Origin of the sequence: Aquimarina addita, from assembly GCF_039539305.1 — a bacterium.
GTDB lineage: Bacteria > Bacteroidota > Bacteroidia > Flavobacteriales > Flavobacteriaceae > Aquimarina > Aquimarina addita.
The window spans coordinates 124,027-148,448 of sequence record NZ_BAABCW010000012.1 but is presented as its reverse complement, the minus strand read 5'-3'; the positions used below and the strand labels follow the sequence as shown (position 1 = coordinate 148,448).

Genomic DNA, 24,422 nt, shown 5'->3' with positions numbered 1-24,422 from the left:
AATTGTAAGTGCATATGTAAATCATATGCACTTTTTTTATGAAAATTATTGATAATTTACTTTCTACCTTTTTACAAACCCGATCCCATTCTGAAGAAATCTGTGCACCTTTGCAAATTGAGGACTATGTGGTACAACCTATAGAGGATGTCTCTCCACCAAAATGGCACTTAGGGCATACCACCTGGTTTTTTGAAGAATTTATTTTAGCTCCTTATGCAAAAGGATATATTCGTTTTCATCCAGATTTTGCTTTTGTTTTTAATAGTTACTATGAAAGTATCGGTAAAAGAGTAGTGAGAACCAATAGAGGAAATCTTTCAAGACCTACTGTAAGTGAAGTATATGAGTATAGAGATTATGTTACCTCTCATATTCAGTCTTTTTTTGAAGAGCATAATAGCGAGAAGATCGAGAAACTTTTAGAAATAGGTATTCATCATGAAAAACAACATCAGGAACTATTACTTACTGATATAAAGTTTATTTTAGGAAACAATCCATTATTACCTAAATATAGTGATACGTTTACAGAAAATGAAGATGTAGATGAAACCGGAGAATATGTTGTTATGGAGGAAGGTTTGTATTCTATTGGATTTCGGGATAATGATTTTTGCTATGATAATGAATTAGGTGCTCATAAAGTGTTTCTGCAGACCTATGCAATTTCCAATAAGTTAGTAACTAACAGAGAATATCTCGATTTCATAAATAATAAAGGATATGAAAATAATTTATTGTGGCATGCCGAAGGTTGGGATTGGGTGCTGTCTAATACTATAAGTGCTCCGCAGTATTGGCATAAAATTGATGATATGTATTATCAATATACACTAGGAGGATTACAGCCATTACAATTGAGTGCTCCTGTAACTCATATTTCATATTATGAGGCATTTGCTTTTGCACAATGGCGAGGTGAACGTTTACCTACTGAGTTTGAATGGGAAGCTGCACAATCATTTTTTACGTGGGGTAAACGATGGGAGTGGACAGAAAGTGCCTATTTACCATATCCCGATTATGCTAAGGCTCCAGGAGCACTTGGTGAATATAACGGTAAATTTATGGTCAATCAAAAAGTACTCAGAGGCGGGTCAATAGCAACGCCTAACAAGCATACCAGACCTACCTATCGTAATTTTTTTCACCCACAACTCAGATGGCAATTCAATGGATTGCGATTAGTAAAAAAAGCATAATTTTTATACATGAATTCTAAAGATCAAAAGGTAGTAGTTGACACTTTTAGTAAGGAAGTTAATGAAGGGCTAACTGCGTTTCCAAAATATCTATCATCAAAATTCTTCTATGATAAAATAGGGGATAAACTGTTTCAAAAGATTATGGCACTCCCGGAGTACTATCTTACCACAACAGAATTTGATATTTTTAAGTCACAAAAAACTCAGATAACAGAAAGTTTTGACAATATAAAAGAAGGTTTTGACCTTGTAGAATTGGGTGCAGGCGATGGAAAAAAGACGAAGATTCTTTTGCAAGAATTATTAGAAAAGAGTTTTTCTTTTACGTATCATCCAATTGATATTAGCAGAAATGCAATAGATGGACTGGTTCAAAATTTGGATGCTGAATTTCCTGACCTTCTGGTAAAAGGGTTGGTAGGCGAATATTTTGAGGTCCTGGATCGATTACAACATCTTAGTAGCCGTAAAAAGGTGATTATGGTATTAGGTTCTAATATTGGTAATTTATTGCATCCCAGAGCCATTCAGTTTCTAAAAAACCTTCGTGCCGTTATGCATACGGATGATTTAATTTTTATGGGATTTGATCAGAAAAAACATCCTCAAAAAATATTAGATGCCTATAATGATCCAACCGGAGTAACCGCAGCGTTTAATAAAAATGTGTTAGCTCGTATTAATAAGGAACTTGGAGGTGATTTTGATCTTGATTCGTTTATACATTGGGAAGTATATGACCCTGAAAGCGGTACCGCTAAAAGTTATTTAGTGAGTACAAAAAAACAGACAGTGACCATTGATAGTTTATCATTAGAGGTTTGTTTTGAGGCATGGGAAAGTATTCATACCGAGATTTCGCAAAAATATGATGATGATACGGTAAAATGGCTGGCAACATCATCTGGATTAAAGGTAGAGGGTTCTTTTACTGATAAAAAAGAGTATTACAAAAATTATATATTTAAAATAAAATAAGATGAAAGCAATTTGGAATGGTCAAATACTGGCAGAAAGTAATGATACAAAAATCATAGAAAATAACCACTATTTCCCTCCGGAGTCTATTCATAAAGAATTTTTTGACTCAAGTGATACCCATACCAATTGTCCTTGGAAAGGTATAGCCTCCTACTACACAATAAAAGTAGCAGGCAAAGAAAATAAAGATGCTGCTTGGTTCTATCCTGAAACTAAAGATTTAGCAAAGCAGATTAGAGGTCATGTTGCTTTTTGGAAAGGTGTTGAGGTTGTGGAATAAACATCCTCAACACCGTTTGGTTTTTATAGTACCAAAACACTATTTTCTGTAGAAGCAAACTCGCTCCACTGATATCCATCAGCGTCTGATTCGTTAGTCCATTGACCGTCTACTACATATTTAAATTCGAATTTATTATCCTTAGGAAGGTTTAAAGTACCTTTGAAAGTGCCGTTCTTTAATTTTTTAAGTACCGTAGCTTCTGTGTTCCATTCATTAAATTCTCCAGCAACGCTTACAGTATTAGCTTCTTTTGCAGGAACACTAAATGTTACTTTACACACAGGTTTTGATTTTAGGTATTGCTTGGTTATCGCCATGATATTGGTTTAAAATTAATAATATGTTAAAAAAATAGAATTAAATTTAATACAAAAAATGAAACTAAAAAATGCAAACTATCAGATTTTCAATATTTTAATAAATATTAACTAATTAGATATTAACGATAACGATGTAGTGCGTCCAGTAAGATATCAATTTCTTCTTTTGTATTATAAAAATGTAGACTAATTCGTATGCCATTACCTCGCATTGAAGTAATAATATCCTTTTCTCTTAAATAATTAAACAACTTTTGATCCCCTTTGATATTAAAAATTGAACTATGTTTTTTTCGTTTCAGAACAGATGCTTCTAAAAGATGTAATTTTGTTAATTTTGAATGGGTATACTCTGCTAATTCCCGGATGTTTTGTTGAATGATATCTTGCCCTGTTTTTGATAAAAATTGTAAAGAGTACTGAAGACTACCAAAGCTAAAAGTATCTAAATGACCACACTCAAATCTCGCTTTTAGATTAGTATAAGAAGGATCATAATCAGTTTCTTTAGCGTTTTGAATGTAAGAATCAGGTGTAGTATCTTCTAATATGTTATCATTAAACAATATAAAACCGTTACCATAGCCTCCTAATAACCATTTATATCCGCTACATCCTAATATATCAATACCAGAAGATTTAAAATCAAAAATCTGAGTGCCACAGAATTGTGTGCCATCCGCTATTATTAAAAGATTGGGGTATTCTGATTTTAGTTGTTTTATAAAGTTAAGGTCTATGAGAATACCATTCGTAAATTGAACCACGCTAAATACAAAAATATCTGGCCTATTTTTTTGAATAGCAGCTTTTATATTTTCTTCTAATTTAGCATCTATTTTTGCGCAGCAAACATCAAATCCTTTATTAGTTACTGCAAAATTTACAGAAGGGTAATCCTCATCAAGAATCAATACCTTTTTGGTGTTATCTAATCCTTGTAAAACTGTATTTAAACCCAAAGAGAAGTTTTGGGTGAGTACTATATTTTTTGCATCACAGGTAAAGAAGTCCCCAATGGATTGTCTTACAGAGTTTAAAAAGTTACTGCTTGATTCTCTAAACATACTTCCGCCGATAAGAAAATCGAAATCATGTTCTTGTCTGTAATCCATTAAGGAATCGTATAACAATCCTGAAGAAGCAGTGTTTAAATAGGTGTTTTGAGCAAGTACAGGGAATTCTTTTCGTATTTTTTTCATAGGATACATTTAGCTTTATAGCAAAATCTTTATCTTTACTTTTAGGACAACTAAGGTACTGCTAAAATGTTTTCAAAAAAGAAAGAAACTTCAGAAATAGATGCACATCAAAGAGAATTGTTTGAGCACGCACGTAGGCGGGTGATTCAGAAAAAAAGACTGTTTCAGCATTTTGTGGTATATATTGTCGGATCAATTTTTATGATTGTTCTCAACTTAGTTTTAGGATTAGGAAAAGGAGTTACCTTCCTGGGATTAGATTGGTTTGTAGTAGGGATTTTTATCTGGACATTTTTATTTATTATGCATTTTTGTAATGTATGGTTGTTTAGTAAATTTATGGGACGTGATTGGACGGATCGACAAATGGAACGACTAATAGCGAAGCAAAAATTAGAAATAGCTAAACTCGAAAAGGAAGTTGAATTAATACACCCAAAAGAAGAGCTAATAAAAAAAAAGGACGAGTTGATCCCGTCAAAAAACCAGAATTCAGAACAACTATAAAAGAATTTCCTCGTATGATTACTATGATTGCTGCAGCGGCAGAAAATAATGCTTTAGGAAAGGATAATGATTTAGTTTGGCATTTGCCAGATGATTTTAAGCGATTTAAGCAACTTACGACCGGGCATCATATCATTATGGGGCGCAAAACGTTTGAGTCTTTTCCTAAATTGCTACCTAATAGAGTGCATGTGGTAATTACCAGAAATAAAACGTATCAACCAGAAGGAGTTGTAGTAGTTCATACAATGGAGGATGCACTGGCAATTACAAAAGATGATCCACAACCATTTATTATTGGTGGTGGCGAAATTTATACTATAGGGATGCAATATGCTGATTGTATTGAATTAACCCGAGTACATGGAAAATTCGATGCAGATACATTTTTTCCTGAGATAGATTTGGCTCATTGGGAAATTGAAAACAAAGAAATGCACGGCGCTGATGAACGACATGAGTACGGATTTACTTATTTGACTTATAAGAAGAAGTAACTCTGTTTTTCTGTATTAGAATGATTTATATGCTGTTTTAAAAGTTTGGAAAAAATCAAACCTTTTATTAGCGCTAATCTTTGATAAAAGGATAACTAGTATTCCCAATAGATAAAAAATACGAACCTTTATTTAGAAAGTCAACAATGAGATGATCCTCCAGTGGGCTCAACGAAGATTCTAACATACTAATACCAAGTGCAGAGTATATTGCTATTTTTTCATGCTTTTGTAGTCCTTTTACATATAATATATCTGATGCAGGGTTAGGGTATACTACAACTTTACTCTGATCTGGGTTGATATCTTCGAGACTTAAAATTTTACTATCAACTACTTCAACAATAACAGAATCTGTGTTGTAAATAATACGAAATTCTTTATCAGTACCTAGATCAGGAAAATCAACTGTATCGAAAGTGTTTTGTATAGTGTTAGCGTTTAAAATTGTATAATTAGTCCCTATTTCAGGATCGTAATCATTTAGTAAGATGATGCTTAATGATCCTGATAACGTGGCTACTCCATTAACTTGTATCAGATCAGTGTCAGAAATACTACCTATATGTGAACTTATAAATGCTGGTCTACTAATGGTGAGATCATCCCCAAAAGTGTAGGTGCCTATGGCTGGAGAGCTACTATCGCCCGGGCTAAAAATCTGAGATAGTTCAAAATCATTAGTATGCGCAGTATTGACTCCATTGATAATGGCATTATTAACGAAGATATCATTATTAAATAAATCGGAGTTATTTACAAAAAATGAGTTGTTATTCAATTGTCCATTATTTGTTATGCTGCCTTCATTAATTAAAAATGAATTATTGTTAAAAGTATTTTCGTTAAAAATAGTACCATTATTATTTAAAAATGACTTACTAGTATATCTGTTTTGATTAATTAAAGTACCATTATTAGTTATAGTAGAATTATTTTCTAAAATACCTCTATTAATAAGTGTACCATTAATAATAACAGAAGAAATAAGTACTTCTGATCCTTCGGATATAATTGCTTCGTCTTCAAATTCAATAGTAGTTCCTGGGTAGTTTGGACTCCAGTTCTCTTCAGTATTCCAGTCGCCAACTCCTGTATAAGTATATGTCGTTTGCGAATATTGATAAAAAGAGATGAATGCGAAAAATAGAAAAGTAATTGTCTTCATAATTTAATTTTAAAATACGAAATTAAAAATTATAGTGAAGATGTCTACCCTTGTTTTCAGTGGTTTTATATCCCTGTTTACAGCGGAAATTATTAAGTGTAAGTGGATTTTTGGTGATTCTTGCTTCATAAAACCTGTTCTTTTTTAATATGACCCTATATTTTTTCCTTATTAAATACCAGTTGGTTGAATTAAAATCTAACTAGTATCATTACTCACTTTTAACTTTATGCTTACTTTTGTATATAAATTAAACAACCATAGAATAATGAATGCATATATATTCCCAGGTCAGGGAGCTCAATTTTCAGGAATGGGCTTAGATTTATACGAAAACTCTGCTATTGCAAAAGAACTTTTTCATAAAGCCAATGATATTTTAGGGTTTGAAATTACCAAAATTATGTTTGAAGGTACTGCTGATGAATTAAAGCAGACTAAAGTAACACAACCTGCTATTTTTTTACATTCAGTAATTCTTAGTAAAGCAATGGGAGATCAATTCGCGCCAGATATGGTAGCAGGTCATTCATTAGGAGAATTATCAGCATTAGTCGCTAATGGAGTTTTAAATTTTGAAGATGGATTGCGATTGGTTGCTAAACGTGCTATAGCTATGCAAAAGGCATGTGAGTTACAACCGTCTACAATGGCAGCAGTGCTAGGTCTAGAAGATGAGGTAGTAGAAAAAGCTTGTGAAGAAATTGAAGGTATTGTGGTGGCAGCCAATTATAATTGCCCTGGGCAATTAGTGATCTCAGGAGGAGTAGAAGCAATTGAGAAAGCGTGCGAATTAATGAAGGAAAAAGGTGCTCGTAGAGCGCTGGTATTACCTGTAGGAGGGGCATTTCATTCTCCCTTAATGGAGCCTGCGAGAGAAGAATTAGCTGCAGCTATAAAAGCTACTAAATTTAATACACCAAGCTGTCCGATTTATCAGAATGTTTCGACGACAGCGGTTACTGATCCGGAAGAGATTAAAAAGAATCTGATTTTACAACTTACCGCTCCCGTAAAATGGACACAGAGTGTAAAAAATATGATTGCCGATGGGGCCACTTCATTTACAGAAGTAGGACCAGGGAAAGTGCTATCCGGATTGGTTAAAAAAGTGGATCGATCCGCAGAGACTGTTTTGGCTTCAATATAGAAAAGAAATAAACCTAATAGTTAAAACCTTAAAAGCAAGTTGCTTTTAAGGCTTTTTTATTTACACGTTTTATTTTCTTGTTTTGATACCATGATAAAACGGTATATGAAATATAATTAAAGAGAGAAAGCTAGTATTAAAATGGTCACAAAACGTAACATTTTTTCATTTTATGACATAAATAAATATGTTTCACCATTTGTACTTAAAAATGACACGTATAATTTGTTTCTCTTTAAGTTCCTGAATATACTTTAAAATGAAAAAAAGAACTTGTCAATTACTAATTTTTACATTGCTTTTTATTTCTTGTAGTAATGATGAAAATGTAGATCAAGAGCCAGAAGTGTTAGAAAGTCCGAATCCGGTGACAGCGACAACTGCATGTTTGTATGAAGATTTAAATATAGAAGCGAACAGTACCATCATACTAAATTGTTTATTAGATTTAAAAGGAAAAACTATAGAAGTACCAGCAGGTGTAACCTTTACTTTTGACGGAGGAGATATTTTTAATGGAACACTGAATTTTTCTGGAGGAGGAAAAATTGATGATTATTTACTGAATTCTGAATTAACTGTAATAGGTAATATCACACTAACTAGTGATACATTTAGTTTTTATTCCAGTCGATGGAAGAATATTGTGGAAGGAGAAATAACTTCAGAGATTGCCCTAACAAACAACCATAATTTAGAAGCTTTATTTGAATTTACAAAAAGCCTTGGCGCATCCACTTTTAAAATAGATAGATTTGATGCCTATTTTCATTCTTACCACGATTCTAACCCTGCGACAACAGTTGTATATAGTTCGTTAGAAGCTATTAATGTACCTTCTAATTTTAATTTGGTAATGACAGATAATACACATTTACGTGTGTTTCCTGGTCTAAAAAATGAGTCTGGTGGTAATTTAATGGCATTACGCGATGTAGAAAATGTTACGATTACCGGCGGTACACTGCATGGTGATAGGGATAGTAGGGAATATCCGGATGTAGATGCAGATCAAGCCGGATCACATTTATTAAAGTTGAATTCTGCTCGAAATGTGGTGTTAGATGGTATGACATTTTTAGATGCCTCAACAGGCTCTTTGAATATTTTTTCAATAGGATTTAGGTTTAACCCGGATACTTATATTCCTTCAACAAACATTATTGTTAAAAATAATACCTTCAAAAATAGTAGAAGAATGAGTTTAGCACTAACAGATGGTGATAATATTCAAATTTTAAATAATAGTTTTATAGATAACGATCAAGATTCTACAAATTCGCAGAGTGGTGAAGTCGGATATGCAATTAATATAGAGCCTACAAGAACACGAGATGATTTAGGTAATTTGGTGGAATATGAAAGAGTGTATAATGTGCTTATTAAGGGAAATACAGAGACCAATAGCAGAAATGGTTTTTTGTCTTTATACGCGGGTCAAGATATTACAGTTGATGATAATACCATTGATACCAGAATGTCATGGAATTTTGCTAATGGAGCACGATATATAAATAATACATTTAATGCTTCAGGAAGTTGGGCTTCAGGAAGTTGGGCTTTCTTTGCTACAGGAACAGGAGAAACTGTGTTTGATAATGAATTTAGTGGTAATAAAATTTCAGGCTATTCATTAGGTATTGTGGTTGGTTCAGTAGACGCTGATATCTATGAAAATATAATAACTAATGTAACAGGAGGTATTCAAATATCTAGTGCTATTGATGCTACAATTTATGATAACATCATTGAATCTTCAGGTGACGGGTTACGGTTTGCAAATACAACCGCGGAGAATGTAAAAGTAACTGGGAATACCTTTACTTCATCTGGTTTTATGGCAAGAATAACAAATTCTAATAATACAGAAGATGAAGAGGATTTTTCTATTTTAATAGATAATAATGATTTCTTAGGCTACGGAGCCGTAAGTTTGTATTTAACAAAGGGGGTAACATTTTCTAATAACATAGTTCAAGGTGGATTACAAATAAGTGATACTTTTAATTCTATTATTGATGAAAATACTATAACCCCTAATGAAGGTCATGGTATAAGACTATTTAACGAACACGAAAATATTACTATTTCAAATAATAATATTCAGGAACCTACAGGAGCCGATAGGTATGTTTGTATTAAAAATGAATCCACTACACCTACAGAAATAGAATTAGTTAATAACACGTGTAATTAAAATTTGTCAAATCTAATTTTTTAAAAATGAAAAAATTAATCTTCTCATTTCTATTTTGTAGCCTGTTCTTTGTTTCCTGCAGTACTGATGACGGTGGTGATAACGATCAAAATCCAGAGTCAGAACCAGAACCTATCATAATCACAGCAACAGAACCCTGTGTAATTTCTGATTTAGATATAAATGCAAATGCGACAATCACTATAGATTGTTTATTAGACTTGGAAGGGCAAACGATAGAAGTCCCTGAAGGTGTAACTTTTACTTTTGATGGAGGTGATATTTTTAATGGAACTTTAGACTTCTCCTCTGCGGGAGAAATAGCAGGAGAATTATTAAATTCTAAACTAACAATAACAGGAGATGTAAGTTTACTAAGTGAAGAATTTGAGTTTGTGCCGTCGAGATGGGAGATAATTGAAGGTGATGTTATTATAGAAACAGCTAAAAAGAATAGTAAAACAATTCAGAATTTAGTAACTCAAATTGCCTCTATAGGAGGCAGTGTATTTAAGATAGATAGATTAGATGCTTTTTTTCATGGAGATGGGCCATTTAAGTATAATATTATCATGCCTTCTGATTTTCATCTTAAAATGAGTGACCAAACGCATCTAAGAACTTTTCCAGCTACAGTTACAGAAGACTATTCTACATTTTTGATCATTATACAAAATGCTGAAAATGTAACGATTTCTGGAGGGAATCTTCATGGAGATCGTGATTTATATGATCAGAAGGATAATTTGCCTCTTAGTCATACTATGAAAATAAAGACAGGAAATAATATTTTAATTGATGGCGTATATATGAGCAATGCTACACAAGATGGTTTAGCTATTGAAAGTGATAAATTTACTTTTCATCCTGATTATCTTGGCAGTAAAAATATAACGATTAATAACTGTGTTTTTGAAGCTAATCGCCGAATTAATTTTACGATCACAGATGGTCAGTATGTAACTGTTCAGAACTGTACCTTTATAGATGGAGGAATAGATACAGAGAAATCAGATAGTCGTGCACCGTCTTGTAATATAAATATTGAACCGCATCGTGAAAGAGAAGATGATGGGACACTTAAAGAGTACCAGAGAGTGAGTGATGTTACCATTAAAAATAGTAAACAGTATGTTAATGATTATGAGGTAAACACAAAAGCTGGAGGTTTTTTAATTTCCCATGGCAATGGGCCTATTATTGTTGAAGATAATGAAATGATTGGTTGTGGAGTTTCATTCCACACCGTGGATGGTGTAATTATTAGAAATAATACAATTACAGATGCAGGAATTGGTGCTGGTAGTGCAGAAAGTTTTGGGCGTACTGATTTTGTGTTTGATAATGAAGTGTATGAAAACCATGTTACAACTACAGCGACAGCATTAAATGTTAGTGGTAATGGTGTAGTAGTAAATAATAATATCTTTGAAGGAGTTGTTGGGATCTCTCTTGGTGCCGGTTCTACTGATGTAAGTAAAGGAGCTTCAAATATCATAATAAGTAATAATACGATAAAAGCGAGTAGTAGAGGAATTCGTTCTCTAAATACTATTGAAAATGTGATTATTGAAGGCAATATGTTAGAAATGTTAGAAGGTGCTGTTTGGTCATTTGCTTTATCAAATGAATGGTCAGATGAGTCTACAGAGGCTAATTTTATAGTCAAAAACAATACTGTCACTGGTATGAAAAGTGAATCTACTTCGGGAGCTCCTCCGGGTTTATTTGGAGCAAATTCTATTACTGTTAGTAATAATAAACTGGGGGATATCCAGATTAATGGAGGAAGAAATATTAATGTATATGATAATGAAATTGATACAAATATAGGCGAACATGGGATCTTATTTTATGCAGATGCTACTAGTAGTAATTTTAAAGATAATACTATAACAATCTACCCTTCAAAAACACCTTTGCAAGTAAATTGTATAAAAGTAGATGATGATATAACATTATCAGATTCAGTTATTATTGAAAATAATACGTGTATAGAACTGTAATTAATTAGCAGTAAAGTAATACGTCTTTTAAATTATAATTAAATGAAAAAATTAATCTACTCATTTCTATTTTGTAGCCTATTCTTTGTTTCTTGTAGTACTGATGAAGGTGTGGTTAATGAACAAAATCCAGAGTCAGAACCAGAACCTATCATAATCACAGCAACGGAGCCGTGTTTTATTTCTGATTTAGATATAGAAACAAATTCAACTATTACTATAGATTGTTTATTAAACCTGGAAGGGCAAACGATAGAAATCCCTGAAGGTGTAACTTTTGCTTTTGATGGAGGTGATATTTTTAATGGAACTTTAAACTTCTCCTCTGCGGGAAAAATAGCAGGAGAATTATTAAACTCTAATGTAGAAGTTATGGGAGATGTACAATTAACCAGTACTGTTTTTCAATTTGTACCTTCTCGCTGGAAAGAAGATATTGTTGAAGGAGAAACAAGCACAGATATTGCTTTAAAAAACAATACTGAATTAGAAAACTTATTCTTTTGGATTAAAGAATTAAGAGGGACAACATTTAAGATAGACGCTTTTGATGCGTATTTCGAAGTTACCAAAGTAACGAGTACAACTACAAATACGAACTGGTATCCTAGTGTAGAAGCAATTAATTTACCATCAGATTTTAATTTGGTAATGACAGATAATACTCACTTAAGAATATTTCCCGGAGGTAATTATAATCTCGAAGGCGGTGCGATCTTAGCAATAAGAGAAGCTTCTAATGTTAGCATTACTGGAGGGAATTTACACGGAGATAGAGATACTCGGTTTTATTCTTCAGATGATGTAGGTTTAGAAGGGAGTCATTTGGTGGTTATAAACTCGGGAAAAAATGTAACTATTGATGGTGTTTATTTTGAAAATGGATCTAAAGGCGTTTTTGCAATACAGTCTATTGGCTTTTCATTTAGTGATCATTATAATCCAACAGAAAGTGTAATCATTAAGAATTGTACATTTAAAGATGCTAGAAGAATGTCTATTGCTTTAACTGATGGACGAGATATATTTATTGATGGAAATACATTTATTGATAATGGATTAGAATCGACTAATTCTGATGGCGGTGAGGTTGGCTACGCAATTAATATTGAACCCGCAAGAACCAGAGATGAAAGTGGGGACTTAAAAGAGTATCAAAAAGTTTTTGATGTTACCATAAGTAATAATAAAGAATCAGGTAGCCGTGGAGGGTTTTTAACAGCAACGATTGGTCAAGATATCAGAGTTTTTGATAATAACATAGGTACTAGAGTTGTATATTCTTTAGTTTCTAATACTAAAATTTATAATAATACTTTTGAAGCAAAAGATTGGGCAGTAGATTCCTGGGCTATATTTTGCGCAGGATCAGGAGAGACTGTTTTTGAAAATGAAGTATACGATAATTCAATTAATGGATATAGTGCTGGAATAATCGTAGGGTCTGTAGGGGCATCTGTATATAATAATGTTATTGATTGTGGATTAGGGATTCAGTTAAGTAACCCTACGGATGCTAAAGTTTATAATAATAGCATAACGGCATCCGGACACCCAATAGCAGCTACAAATACAACTATAAATAATGCCAGGATTTACGAAAATACATTAAAGGCTAATGGTAGTTTTAATATGTATTTTGTGAATGTTAATAAAGGTGATGAAGAAAAGGACTATATTTTTGAAGTGGAAAATAATATTTTTGAAAGTATAAAACCAGTTACAATTTCTAATACTACGGGTTTAGCTTTTTCTGATAATACAGTAAATGGCTCCGTGCAAGTTACGAATGCAACAAATGTTACGGTATCTGGAAACACAATAAAACCAAATGAAAGTCACGGAATTACATTAACAAATGCACACATAAATGTTAGTATTTTAAATAATATGATTTATGAACCTACTGGAGCAGATAGATTTGTTTGTCTAAACAATGAATCTACTACACCTATAGAGGTTGAGCTAGTAAATAATACATGTAATTAAAATTTATCAAATCTATTTTTGAATAATGAAAAAATTAATCTACCCATTTCTATTTTGTAGCCTATTCTTTGTTTCTTGTAGTACTGATGAAGGTATTGATAATGAACAAAATCCAGAGTCAGAACCAGAACCTATCATAATCACAGCAACGGAGCCGTGTGTTATTTCTGATTTAGATATAGGGACAAATGCGACAATTACTATAGATTGTTTATTAGATCTGGAAGGAAACACTATAGAAGTCCCATCGGATGTAACTTTTGCTTTTGATGGAGGTGATATTTTTAATGGAACTTTAAACTTCTCCTCTGCGGGAAAAATAGCAGGAGAATTATTAAACTCTAAACTAACAATAACTGGAGATGTAAGTTTACTAAGTGAAGAGTTTGAGTTTGTGCCTTCAAGATGGGATATTGTACAAACTAATTCGGCGGATCCAGCCCCTCCTTTACAAACGGAAGCGTATTCAAATCACGTAGTTTTTCAAGAGACCATAAATTTTATAAAGAAATTAGGCGCTAAAAATTTTATAATAGGAAAAATGGATGCTTATTTTGATTCTGATAGTAATTCAGTTCCAGTAGCTTATTTGCCATCAAATATGAACCTTACTATGGCAGATAATACAACATTACGAGTTTTTCCTGTAGATAAAGATTATACCTCTATGATGTTTCGTGTTTATGATTCAGAAAATATAATTGTTTCAGGAGGTAATCTTATTGGAGATCGTTTAGAACACGGTCCTACAGAAGGTAGTAAATCTCTTTTTTGGATTACTGCTAGTCGTAATATAATTGTAGAAAACATGCATCTTAGCTTAGCTTCTGCGGGAATTAGTGTTAATAGTAGCTCTTGGTATGATTATCCAGATCAAATAGCAAGACCATATATTCCTAGTGAAGATATTATCATTAGAAATTGCACTCTTGATTCTAATCAATACAACAACTTATCTGTAACAGATGGTTATAGAGTTCTCATTGAAGGAAATACATTATACCGAGCAGGAAATGATGTGGAAAACAAATATTACACCTCTTATGGACAAGCACCTCGCATAGGAATTGTAATAGAACCTGCAAGTAACGGACCAGGTTATACACAGCGTATAGAAGATGTAACTATTAAAAGCAATATTGTTGAAGAAACACGAACCAATTCTATCTTAGCAGTGGGAGCTTTTCGAACTATTATAGATGGCAACACTGTAGATGGTGGTATCGGTTGGACTACTGCTGCTGGCGTTAAAGTAACGAATAATACAGTATTAGGTGGTGGTATTGTTGGTGGAGTTTACTTTGAATCTTATGGGATTGAAAAAAGTACAGATAATATTATAGCTAACAATATAATAAAAAATGGTGCTACAGGAATTTTTTTAACAAATGACGAAACAGAAGTTTATGATAATGAAATCATAGATTGTACTGTAGGTATAATGATGAATAAATTAGTAGAAGCTAAAATCCATAATAACATTATTACCAATACAACTTCAGAAAAGTCCTGGGGTATTAATAGTCAATTTTATGTAAATGATGTTGAGGTTTATGATAATAAAATTACAGTAAATAATGGCTTACCTATGTATTTTATAAGTATTAATAATGAAGTAGAGGAGGAAGATTATCATGTTAATGTTTATAATAATTATTTTAATGGAAGCTCAAATATATCTGTAACAAACAGCAATAATATAGATTTTAGTGGTAACGATTTTGTAAATACAGGAATAGGTTTTGGAGGAGCTTCTAATATTGTATTTGAGTCTAATACCATAGATTGTAAAACAGCTATTGCAGTTGGTATAAATAGAGCAGCAACAAGTTCACAAAATATTAAAATATTAAACAATACAATTGCTAATACTAGTGGTAATAGGTTAGAAGGGTATGGAGTCAGAATAAATACTGTTGGTACTGATTATTTAACAGAAGATAGTAATATAGAAATCTCAGGAAATTCCATTGTAACATTAGGACAAAATTACTGTTTTCATTCAACAAATTTTGACAACCTTACCATAAGTAACAATACACTGACAAGTGATGAAGACTATGATTATATTTCATTATATTTTCGTGGAAACAATTCAAGTATATCTGATAATGATATCATTGCAGGTGGTGTACGTGTGGATATTGACGGTGATAATAATACGGTTATAAATAATGAATAATTTCTTGTGGCAAGATTAAATGTGTTAAAAATGTTGACTCTCCAGAACCTTTTATGGTTAAAGCTATAGGAAGCTGTTTGTTAACAGATTTTAAAATACAAACAGATCCGATAATCACTATAGACCGTTTTTTAGATCTAAAAGATGTGTTACAGAAGTAATAGAAGGAGAAACTTTTACCGTTGATTAATTGATGTAGCATATTGTAACTTAATTAATAACCGTTACTCTACGTCCTCAATGATCCAATGAAACTGATTTTTGAGTAAAGGCAAGGTTTTCCAATTCAGTTGTTTGGTGGTGAGTTGATATTGATGCCCCTGTTCATTATATCGCAGAACTAAAATGCTATCTTTTTTTATATAATGATAAGAGATGACCATTTGCGTAAGATCATAATCAGTCAGTTTAATTTGACTTTTGGATGGATTGATTTGTAGTTTAAAATCTGTCATTTGATCTTTTTCATCTTGAAAAATTATATAATTTTCACGGTGCATAAAAATGCGTTTCCAAGGATTGTATGGCGCATGTATTCCATTATCTGTAGTATTTATAACCTCATAAGCTCCGTGCAGGAATGGACGGTCAATTTTATCATCGTGAAATGTGTTAGTCATAATATTAGGATACAAAACCTCATACACCATACACAATATGATAAAGGATTTCATAAAAGGATATATGAATGTTTTTTTAGTGTACCAGGGTGTATACTGATTTTTCAGGCTTTGAATTAATTTTTTAATTATCCCTAAAAAATAGCGACTGCAGCCAAATAGGGAAAGAAAAAGTAAAAAAGTGACAAACAATTTTACTGAAATATCAAAACTGATATTGATGGCTAGAATATTTGCAAAGATCGTTATAGAAAGTACACATCCAATCATTCTTGTCTTGCGAAATAATAAAAGTAATCCTGCAAAAACTTCAATACCTCCTAGAAATAAATTATAAGAATATGATGATCCCATGGTGGTCCAAAATAGGATGTCTTTATCTAGATATCCTACAGGTGTATAAAGTGTGTTGGGCTCCGGTAGATAGAATTGACTTTTGAAAATTTTATTAAACCCATAATTTAAAAGTTGAAAACTGAGGTAATAACTGAGTATTATAGTAGAAAATTCATAGAGAATGTCCTGAATTTCTTTTCTCTTTTTATAAGCAAGAATGGCCATCGTTATAAGTACCGTGGTAGTAAGTAGAATGCATATTAGAATATATAGATTGACAGAATCCGATGATATCTCTTGATCTACTTTGAGATCCTGTAAGACATGAGTTCTTATCGATATAATTAGGTTTCCAAATAATAATTTAATGACTTTCTCATGAAAAGGAAATAAGTGCAGTGGGAATGGGATACATACAATTCCTAAAATAGCAAATACAGAGGCAGCTATTTTTGTAAAAGACTTCATTTAAGCTTTTTTAGTGTGTACCTCTTTGTTTTGATTTTTACTATACGTTATATACCCAATTATTAATGAAATACATCCAATACATAGTACGCCAATCCATTTAAAATCAAACGGTGGAGTACTATCGTTGTCCACAATAACGGGAAATGTTGAATTTTTCTTTTTTTCTTTTTCTATTGGAACCTTCTTTAGGTTTTCTTGACCGATAAATACGACACTATCCATATCATTGTTAAATTGGAAGGATTTTTTTAAGTTAGACTTAAAACTGTCTAGGGATTTAGAGTTTCTGAAATATGGAAAATTATATATGGTGTCTCTTTTGTGTTTGACGAAGGCGGGTTGTGCATCATTCAATTTGTATGAGTTATAATAGCTTTTGGAGAGGACTGAAAAGCTATCTGAAATATGTTCTACAGTATCTAATCTCTTAATAGTATAATCTACACGCCCAAAACTTGATCGATTGACACTAACCATATGATTCATTCGCTTCTTAAACGTACTATTATTACCACTATGACTTTTATGAGCGATAAGTTTTGTCTGACCATATGTTAGTGTACAGCTTACACCAATAACAAGAAATATGAGTAGGTTAATTTTCATCTTATTTATAATATGTCTTCAAAATACAAATTTAATTCCATTTGTTTGTTTTGATGGCATACATTAATACTATTCTACTGGAATATACATGTCTACAATGCAGATGTTTTCTGGATGTTCATTGAAATTATTAAGGTATATTTCAAATGGATTGCTTTCGGCTTTTTTAAATCCATTTTCGTTCATCCAAACAAAAAAGCTACTCCATGATTTTTCAAATTCTTCAGGTTTAATTTTAAAACGAGCGATCAGACATTTAGTTTTTTCTATAACCGAATTACTAATTTCTCCTTGCGTTTCAAAAGGTATACTGATAAACGTGCAAATACTCATTCTAACCTTATTTTGATCTGTAATTTTAAAACTATCATGAAAAATTCGACCTATTTTTGTATTGGGGTCATTAAAGAAGCCTTTTGAATTTGCCCATTTATAAAGTTTTTCAAAAGAACTTTCAATATTGTTGATTCCGATATGGTTGATGTAGGCATATTTTAATTCTAAGATCTCTTTAACTTCAATTGTTGCATTCATCTTAATCCAGTTTTTATGATTATTGATGTTGCAAATATATTTTTCAAAAACTTCTTTTTCTTGCCCATTCTTGCGATTCTTTTGACGAATCTTGCTATATCTACTGGGACTTATTTTTCTAAATTGCGTAGGGCTAATACCATATGTTTTTTTAAAAGTTCTGGTGAAAGAAGAATTACTTTTAAAACCATATTGAAATGATAATTCTGAAATACTTACTTCTTTTCTTCTAAACAATATAGAAGCAGCTTTTTCAATCCTTTTACGGGTGATGTAGGTGTGGAGCGTTTCATTAACTACTGCTTTAAAAACTCTATGAAAATGATAAGGAGAATAATGTGCAACCTCTGCAACGATTGCTAAAGATAGTTCTGAGTCCAGATGCGTATCAATAAAATATAATGCTTTATTAATTCTGTGTATATAATCCGTTGTTATTTGATCTCCTGAAAATCCCATAGTATATTGCTATAGTTGATATCACATTGTTGAAATCTGTTTTTTATAGACTTTTCCGTTTTTCATTACAAAAAAGACATGTTCCATGGTGTTAATTTGTTTAGTCGGGTCATCTTGAACAGCAATGATATCTGCTAGAAATCCAACAGCAATTTGTCCTAATTGATCCTCCATGTTCAAGATCTTAGCGTTGGTAATAGTAGCACTTTGTATAGTTGCTATTGCAGGCATTCCTGCTTCTACCATATATCCAAATTCTTTACCATTTTCTCCATGTTTAAAAACACCTGCGTCTGTGCCAAAAGCAATACCAACACCTCTTTTGTAAGCTTTGCCAAAGGTGCTTTGGATTTTTGGACCAATATCTAATGCTTTGGGTACAATGATTTCCGGGTAGTACCCTTGTATTTTTGCCTTATCTGTAACTTCTTTTCCAGCGGTAATTGTAGGTACAAGATAAGCATCGTATTGTTTCATCAGATCCATTGTTTGTTCACTCATGAGTGTTCCATGTTCAATGGTTTTGACACCACCTAAAACGGCACGTTGCATTCCTTCGTCTCCATGAGCGTGCGCAGCAACATGAAACCCATAGTCTTTAGCAGTCTCACAAATTGCTTTGATTTCTGCTACTGAAAACTGAGGATTAGAACTACTCTTGGCAACACTTAATACTCCACCAGTAGCAGTAATTTTAATCAAATCTGCACCGTTTTTATAGCGTTGGCGAACTGCTTTTTTTGCATCTTCAATACTGTTGACCACTCCCTCTTTGGGTCCGGGGTTGCCAATCAATTTTCTACTACTACCATTCGTAGGATCTGCATGACCACCAGTAGTAGCCAGAGATTTGCCTGCAGTAAATATTCTTGGTCCATCGATTCGACCTTTATTAATTGCTTTCTTTAACGATATATTGACTCCTGTGCCACCAAGATCTCTTACCGTGGTGAATCCTGCTGATAAGGTAGCTTCCGCAAAAGCTACCGAATTAAAAGCAACGTCTGCTTCATCATTAGTATATTTTTCTAAATAAGCATTTGGATTCGTCTCATGTTCCATATGTACATGAAGATCAATAAGTCCGGGCATTACCGTTTTATCTTTTAAATCAATATATGTGTCTTCTTTTTTACCAGTAGTGTATCCGTTTTCTATTTTGATGATCTTGTTGCCAGAAACGATAATAGTTTTGTCTGTAAGAATTTTACCAGCTTTTGTATCAATTAAACGACCACAATGAAGATAAGTATCCTGAGCAGTGGCTGTGATAGTAATCAAAAGAAAAAATGCAGTAAATAAGTGTTTCATTAGAGAGTTTGTGTGAAAATATGAATGCAATTAATTGTTTAAAATACTAATCAACAATGTATGATAAATTGTTGTGATGACGAATGAGATTGTGATTTCTTTTAGAAATAGCTCTAAACGCTTTTTTGGATAAGAACTGAAAAAGATACATTATTTCTTCATTCTGATTGATGACAATAAAGTTGATGGACTAAAACGTCTGTAAGAGATGTTTTTTGTAAAGAATGTGCCTAAGAAAGGTGATCTTTTTTAGTTTAATAATTCTTCCAGACTATTTTCGATATAATCAGGAATTGCATCAATAGCTATAATTTCATCAGATAGATGTTGTTTTTGTTCTTGTAGTTGTAGAATTTTTTCTTCGATAGTGTTTTTTGTAATGAAACGAGTTACCATTACATTATTTGTCTGACCAATTCTATGGGATCGTGCGATGGCTTGTTTTTCTATAAATGGATTCCACCAAGGGTCTAATAAGACTACATAGGATGCTTTTGTTAGATTAAGACCAACACCTCCAGCTTTTAGGGATATGAAGAATAAAGGGATTTTTTGGTTATTCTGAAACTGATTTACAATTCCTTCTCTATCTACATTTTTGGTTTGCCCGGTAAGTGTTAAGAATGGAATGTTATGAGTAGTACACCATCCCTGATAAAGTGCAAGATGCGATGTGAAAGAGCTGAAAATCAAAACTTTTTTATTTGATTTAACTAGTGTTTCCAGATAGTTAGTAACGTCTTGGAATTTACCAGAAGGATGATCGGTGTCTGCTGTTACTAATTTAGGATGATTCGCCAATTGCCGCAACCTAGTTAACGTGTTTACAATATGAATTTTATTTGCTGCTACCGGATCAATACCAAGAAGTAGATTCCTGGCAGCTGATTTTTGGGATTCATATTCTTTTTGCTGATCAGATAACATTTCTGTATATATAATTTGCTCTGATAATTCTGGCAAATCTTTAGCTACTTGTTCCTTTGTTCTTCGAAGAATAAAAGGTTCTATTAGTGTTTTTAATTCAGCAATACGTTCTGTGTTCTGGTATTTTTCGATTGGTATTTTAAAGTGATCTTTAAAAAATGGATAGCTACCTAGTATACCGGGGTTGATAAATTCCATCTGTGACCATAAGTCTGTTAATGAGTTTTCTATTGGTGTTCCACTTAGCGAGATTTTATGATGTGCAGGAATACTTTTTATAGCTTTGAATATTTTAGAATTTACGTTTTTAATTTGCTGGCTTTCATCAATCACTAAATAGGTGAAATCTGTTTTTTTTAATATAGTACTATCTCTTGTTAGGGTTGCATAGGTAGTTAGAACAACATCATAGGTTTCTAGATAAGGCATTATCTTTTTTCGATCTGGTCCTATGTATTTTACAATATTGAAATGTGGTGCAAATTTTAGAATCTCCTGGCTCCAGTTAAAGACTAGTGATGACGGTAACACAATTAATGCCTTTAGATATGTTTTTATCTCTAAAGGATCACTGAATAAGTCAAGTCGAACAGTTTGAGCGGTATCTTCATCAGGAACTAATTGTTCTTTGGCAAAAACTAATGCGGCGATAGTTTGTAATGTTTTACCCAGTCCCATATCATCAGCCAAACAGGCACCTAGCTGATTTTGATAGTGTTTAACCAGCCATTTTACTCCCTCTTCCTGATAAGGGCGAAGTATAGCTTTTAATTGGGTTGTCTGTTGATAATGAATGTCAGTAATGTTAGTGATATCAAGTTCTTCTGGAGGAATAAGGTCTTTTAATAAAGTGTAATTACTTTTGTTAACTTTAATCCCGTCCTCATCAACTTTGCCAAAATCCGCTAGCTTTTTATACCGAGTCATCCATTCTAATGGGATGATAAATGTTGTGCCATCATCCATTAAGAAAAAACGATTGTTTTTTTTAATATCTTTTACAAAGCGAGAAAAGGGGATTTCCTGAGCGCCAATGGTTACGATTCCCCTGATATCGAACCAGTCATTTTTTTTTTATTTTGAAGTTCGATTTGATGCTTTTCCATGTTCACAGCTCTGTCTTCAATAGAAGGTAAAACGATTGTGAACCCTTCTTTTTCTAACTGTACATGATTTTGCTGAACCCAATTAAAAATAGCTAAAGGATCCTCAGCAGATTCCATTTCTAATAATAAATTATTATTTAGCACAAGCCCTTTGGATTCTAAAAGTGCTATGATTTCTTTTTCTTTTTTTAGATCTCTTTGGGTTTGGGTAATTTTAATATCATCAAAGTTCGCAAAAAGCACATCGGATGCAGTCTTTTTTGTACTATTAAAATCAAAGGAAGCTTCCTCATAATTAAACACCACTTTAGCGACAAAATCTTCCTTTATAAAATCCTGAATAATTTCTATCTTATAGGATGCAATATGTTGATTTATAATAATATCAAACCCATTAGCAACAACGTCAACATCTTTGATCACTGGAATGATTACTTTGTCTAAGTAGGTCTTTATAAACTTTTTAGCAATCGTAATTTTCTCTTTATCAAAAAACGGTTTTAATTTATTGGCATTGAGATTTTTAATATGATAAATTTTCTTGTCAACGGCAACCCAGGAAGGTTCGTTTAACAAAATCTGAATTTCGTGATTTTGTGGGATTAAGATCGTATCTTCTTCTTCAAGAGAAAATGAATAATCGAAGCCTTCATCAGTTTTAGTGAACTCTAGTATAGGATTCAGTATCGTATTACTGATAGAGAGTCTATGCACTTCAAAAGGGTCTTTTCTCTGCGCATTATGCGTGATTGCATATTGGTTTTTTATAACTAACGAATAAAAGGTAGCTAACTTTTTATTTACATACTCTAATACTACAAGTTTAATTTTTGGATCCTTTAGAATATCAGTAAGACCATAATTCTTTCTTTTTTTAGCAGGCTTAAACTGATTTTCTAAAATAATTGGTTTTAGCTCAGCGCATATTTTTAATAATTGCTCGTGATCTGTTTCTAAATATGGTATATCAAAACTTTTTAATGTTGCAGGAGTAGCTTGTTTTTCTACATAGCCTAAGCTTTCGTTTGTTACAGGTACTATATAAACCTCTGGTAGAGGAGGCATTCCTGGTAGTTTATTATCGGTAATGTTATAACAGATACTAAGTGAATCCATTGTAAGAGTATTGGTTTTATGTATTTGATTAAAAAAGCAAGAATTTAAGCTCTATTAACCTTATTATTTAGTGATAAAATTAATAATTGTATTGGTAATAAAATCTATTTGATCATCATCTAATTCAGTATGCATTGGTAAAGAAATAACTTCCTTAATTAATTGATTTGTCACCATAAAATCTTCTTCATCATAGCGATCATCTCTATAAGCTTTCTGACTATGCAATGGAATTGGATAATAGACTCCACAAGGAATTCCTTTTTCATTAAGGTGTGCTGCAAGTTGATCCCTGTCTGTATTAATTACTCTAAGGGTATATTGATGAAATACATGGCAATTACATGTGTCGCATATCGTATCTTCTGTGGTTCCGCAATTATTTCCTTTAACTTTTGGGGTTATAATATTAGTGATGCTTTCTAATGCTTTATTATATTTTCTGGCAGCTTCTCGTCTTGCATTATTATAGATGTCAAGATTAGGTAACTTAGCTCTTAATATAGTAGCTTGTATAGAATCTAATCTAGAATTAACACCAACTACATCGTGATGATATCGCTTATACATCCCATGATTTACAATACCACGAATCGTATGCGCTAATTCATCATCGTTAGTAAAAATAGCACCACCATCTCCGTAGCAACCCAAATTCTTGGATGGAAAAAATGAGGTAGAAGATACATGACCAATTGTTCCCGTTTTTGCAGTTTTTCCATCTGCAAATTTATAACTGGAACCGATCCCTTGCGCATTGTCTTCTATTACATATAAATCGTGCTCTTCAGCAATTGCCATAATGGCGTCCATATTGGCCGCTTGTCCAAATAAATGTACCGGAACAATTGCTTTAGTATTTGGTGTTATTGCTTTTCGAATGGCATCTGGGTCAATATTAAAAGAATCTTGTTCTACATCTACTAATACAGGAGTTAATTGCAGCAAAGCTATCACCTCTACAGTTGCTGCAAAAGTAAAGTCTGCAGTAATTACTTCATCCCCAGGTTTTAATCCCAGGCCCATCATAGCAATTTGTAAAGCATCAGTACCATTAGCACAAGGTATTACATGTTTAATATCAAGATACGCTTCTAATTCTTTTTGAAAATTATGTACTTCTGGTCCATTAATAAAAGCAGTTGAATCAATTACGTCAAGGACAGATGCATCGATACGATCTTTTATCCTCTCGTATTGCCCCTTTAGATCAACCATTTGTATCTTTTTCATAAGATGTTTTTAG

Annotated in this window: 20 protein-coding genes; 10 read left to right on the top strand and 10 right to left on the bottom strand. The window is 32.5% G+C overall.

All coding sequences use genetic code 11. The features are described 5' to 3' along the window. Positions 1-38 precede the first annotated feature (38 nt). From egtB to ABD816_RS14895, 3 genes are read left to right on the top strand one after another with little or no spacing between them, the layout of a single operon-like run. Positions 39-1,205, top strand: coding sequence for an ergothioneine biosynthesis protein EgtB (egtB, locus tag ABD816_RS14905; RefSeq protein WP_344928728.1), 1,167 nt, complete (start codon positions 39-41; stop codon positions 1,203-1,205). Between the two features lie 9 nt (positions 1,206-1,214). After that, a complete protein-coding gene (gene egtD / locus ABD816_RS14900) occupies positions 1,215-2,186 on the top strand; it encodes an L-histidine N(alpha)-methyltransferase (protein ID WP_344928727.1) in 972 nt (323 codons plus the stop codon). A gap of 1 nt (position 2,187) precedes the next feature. Further along, positions 2,188-2,469 carry a DUF427 domain-containing protein gene (locus ABD816_RS14895; RefSeq protein ID WP_344928724.1) on the top strand — a complete coding sequence of 94 codons (282 nt, stop codon included), beginning with the start codon at positions 2,188-2,190 and terminating at the stop codon, positions 2,467-2,469. A gap of 23 nt (positions 2,470-2,492) precedes the next feature. Here ABD816_RS14895 and ABD816_RS14890 read toward each other — a convergent pair whose 3' ends face one another. After that, entirely contained in the window at positions 2,493-2,789 is a 297-nt protein-coding gene (locus tag ABD816_RS14890) for an isoamylase early set domain-containing protein (RefSeq protein ID WP_344928722.1), read from the bottom strand. Between the two features lie 122 nt (positions 2,790-2,911). Beyond that, a complete protein-coding gene (locus ABD816_RS14885) occupies positions 2,912-3,994 on the bottom strand; it encodes an aminotransferase class V-fold PLP-dependent enzyme (RefSeq protein ID WP_344928720.1) in 1,083 nt (360 codons plus the stop codon). A gap of 66 nt (positions 3,995-4,060) precedes the next feature. On the opposite strand from ABD816_RS14885, the gene ABD816_RS14880 reads away from it, so the two are divergent. Together ABD816_RS14880 and ABD816_RS14875 are read left to right on the top strand one after the other, a co-directional pair. Further along, positions 4,061-4,501, top strand: coding sequence for a 2TM domain-containing protein (locus ABD816_RS14880; protein WP_344928718.1), 441 nt, complete (start codon positions 4,061-4,063; stop codon positions 4,499-4,501). 14 nt (positions 4,502-4,515) lie between these two features. Next, a complete protein-coding gene (locus ABD816_RS14875) occupies positions 4,516-4,998 on the top strand; it encodes a dihydrofolate reductase (RefSeq protein WP_344928716.1) in 483 nt (160 codons plus the stop codon). A 73-nt stretch (positions 4,999-5,071) separates the two neighbouring features. Here the strand turns inward: ABD816_RS14875 and ABD816_RS14870 are convergent, their stop codons facing one another. Then, a complete protein-coding gene (locus ABD816_RS14870; RefSeq protein WP_344928715.1) occupies positions 5,072-6,166 on the bottom strand; it encodes a T9SS type A sorting domain-containing protein in 1,095 nt (364 codons plus the stop codon). A gap of 268 nt (positions 6,167-6,434) precedes the next feature. Between ABD816_RS14870 and fabD the strand changes: the two genes are divergently transcribed. The 5 genes from fabD (at position 6,435) to ABD816_RS14845 (ending at position 15,690) form a co-directional block, all read left to right on the top strand. Further along, positions 6,435-7,316 (top strand): ACP S-malonyltransferase, encoded by an 882-nt coding sequence (fabD, locus tag ABD816_RS14865; RefSeq protein ID WP_344928712.1) that lies wholly within the window; start codon positions 6,435-6,437, stop codon positions 7,314-7,316. Positions 7,317-7,575: 259 nt separating this feature from the next. Next, on the top strand, positions 7,576-9,513 hold the full coding sequence (locus tag ABD816_RS14860; protein WP_344928711.1) for a NosD domain-containing protein: 1,938 nt from the start codon (positions 7,576-7,578) through the stop codon (positions 9,511-9,513). 26 nt (positions 9,514-9,539) lie between these two features. Further along, positions 9,540-11,519: a right-handed parallel beta-helix repeat-containing protein gene (locus tag ABD816_RS14855; protein ID WP_344928709.1), complete on the top strand. Its 1,980-nt coding sequence runs from the start codon at positions 9,540-9,542 to the stop codon at positions 11,517-11,519. A gap of 42 nt (positions 11,520-11,561) precedes the next feature. Continuing rightward, positions 11,562-13,508: a NosD domain-containing protein gene (locus ABD816_RS14850; RefSeq protein WP_344928707.1), complete on the top strand. Its 1,947-nt coding sequence runs from the start codon at positions 11,562-11,564 to the stop codon at positions 13,506-13,508. A gap of 25 nt (positions 13,509-13,533) precedes the next feature. Further along, positions 13,534-15,690, top strand: a complete 2,157-nt coding sequence (locus ABD816_RS14845; RefSeq protein ID WP_344928705.1) for a NosD domain-containing protein — start codon at positions 13,534-13,536, stop codon at positions 15,688-15,690. Positions 15,691-15,914: 224 nt separating this feature from the next. Here the strand turns inward: ABD816_RS14845 and ABD816_RS14840 are convergent, their stop codons facing one another. The 7 genes from ABD816_RS14840 to ABD816_RS14810 all read right to left on the bottom strand — a co-directional run bounded on the left by ABD816_RS14840 (position 15,915) and on the right by ABD816_RS14810 (position 24,409). After that, positions 15,915-17,114, bottom strand: a complete 1,200-nt coding sequence (locus tag ABD816_RS14840) for a hypothetical protein (protein WP_344928703.1) — start codon at positions 17,112-17,114, stop codon at positions 15,915-15,917. Then, entirely contained in the window at positions 17,115-17,723 is a 609-nt protein-coding gene (locus ABD816_RS14835; RefSeq protein ID WP_344928701.1) for a hypothetical protein, read from the bottom strand. A gap of 69 nt (positions 17,724-17,792) precedes the next feature. Beyond that, positions 17,793-18,716: an AraC family transcriptional regulator gene (locus ABD816_RS14830; RefSeq protein WP_344928699.1), complete on the bottom strand. Its 924-nt coding sequence runs from the start codon at positions 18,714-18,716 to the stop codon at positions 17,793-17,795. Positions 18,717-18,737: 21 nt separating this feature from the next. Further along, a complete protein-coding gene (locus tag ABD816_RS14825; RefSeq protein ID WP_344928698.1) occupies positions 18,738-20,027 on the bottom strand; it encodes a metal-dependent hydrolase family protein in 1,290 nt (429 codons plus the stop codon). A 249-nt stretch (positions 20,028-20,276) separates the two neighbouring features. Next, positions 20,277-21,920 carry a DEAD/DEAH box helicase gene (locus ABD816_RS14820; protein WP_344928696.1) on the bottom strand — a complete coding sequence of 548 codons (1,644 nt, stop codon included), beginning with the start codon at positions 21,918-21,920 and terminating at the stop codon, positions 20,277-20,279. Between the two features lie 71 nt (positions 21,921-21,991). Next, positions 21,992-23,176 carry a hypothetical protein gene (locus ABD816_RS14815; RefSeq protein WP_344928694.1) on the bottom strand — a complete coding sequence of 395 codons (1,185 nt, stop codon included), beginning with the start codon at positions 23,174-23,176 and terminating at the stop codon, positions 21,992-21,994. Positions 23,177-23,239: 63 nt separating this feature from the next. After that, positions 23,240-24,409: a DegT/DnrJ/EryC1/StrS family aminotransferase gene (locus ABD816_RS14810; RefSeq protein ID WP_344928692.1), complete on the bottom strand. Its 1,170-nt coding sequence runs from the start codon at positions 24,407-24,409 to the stop codon at positions 23,240-23,242. Positions 24,410-24,422: the final 13 nt, after the last annotated feature.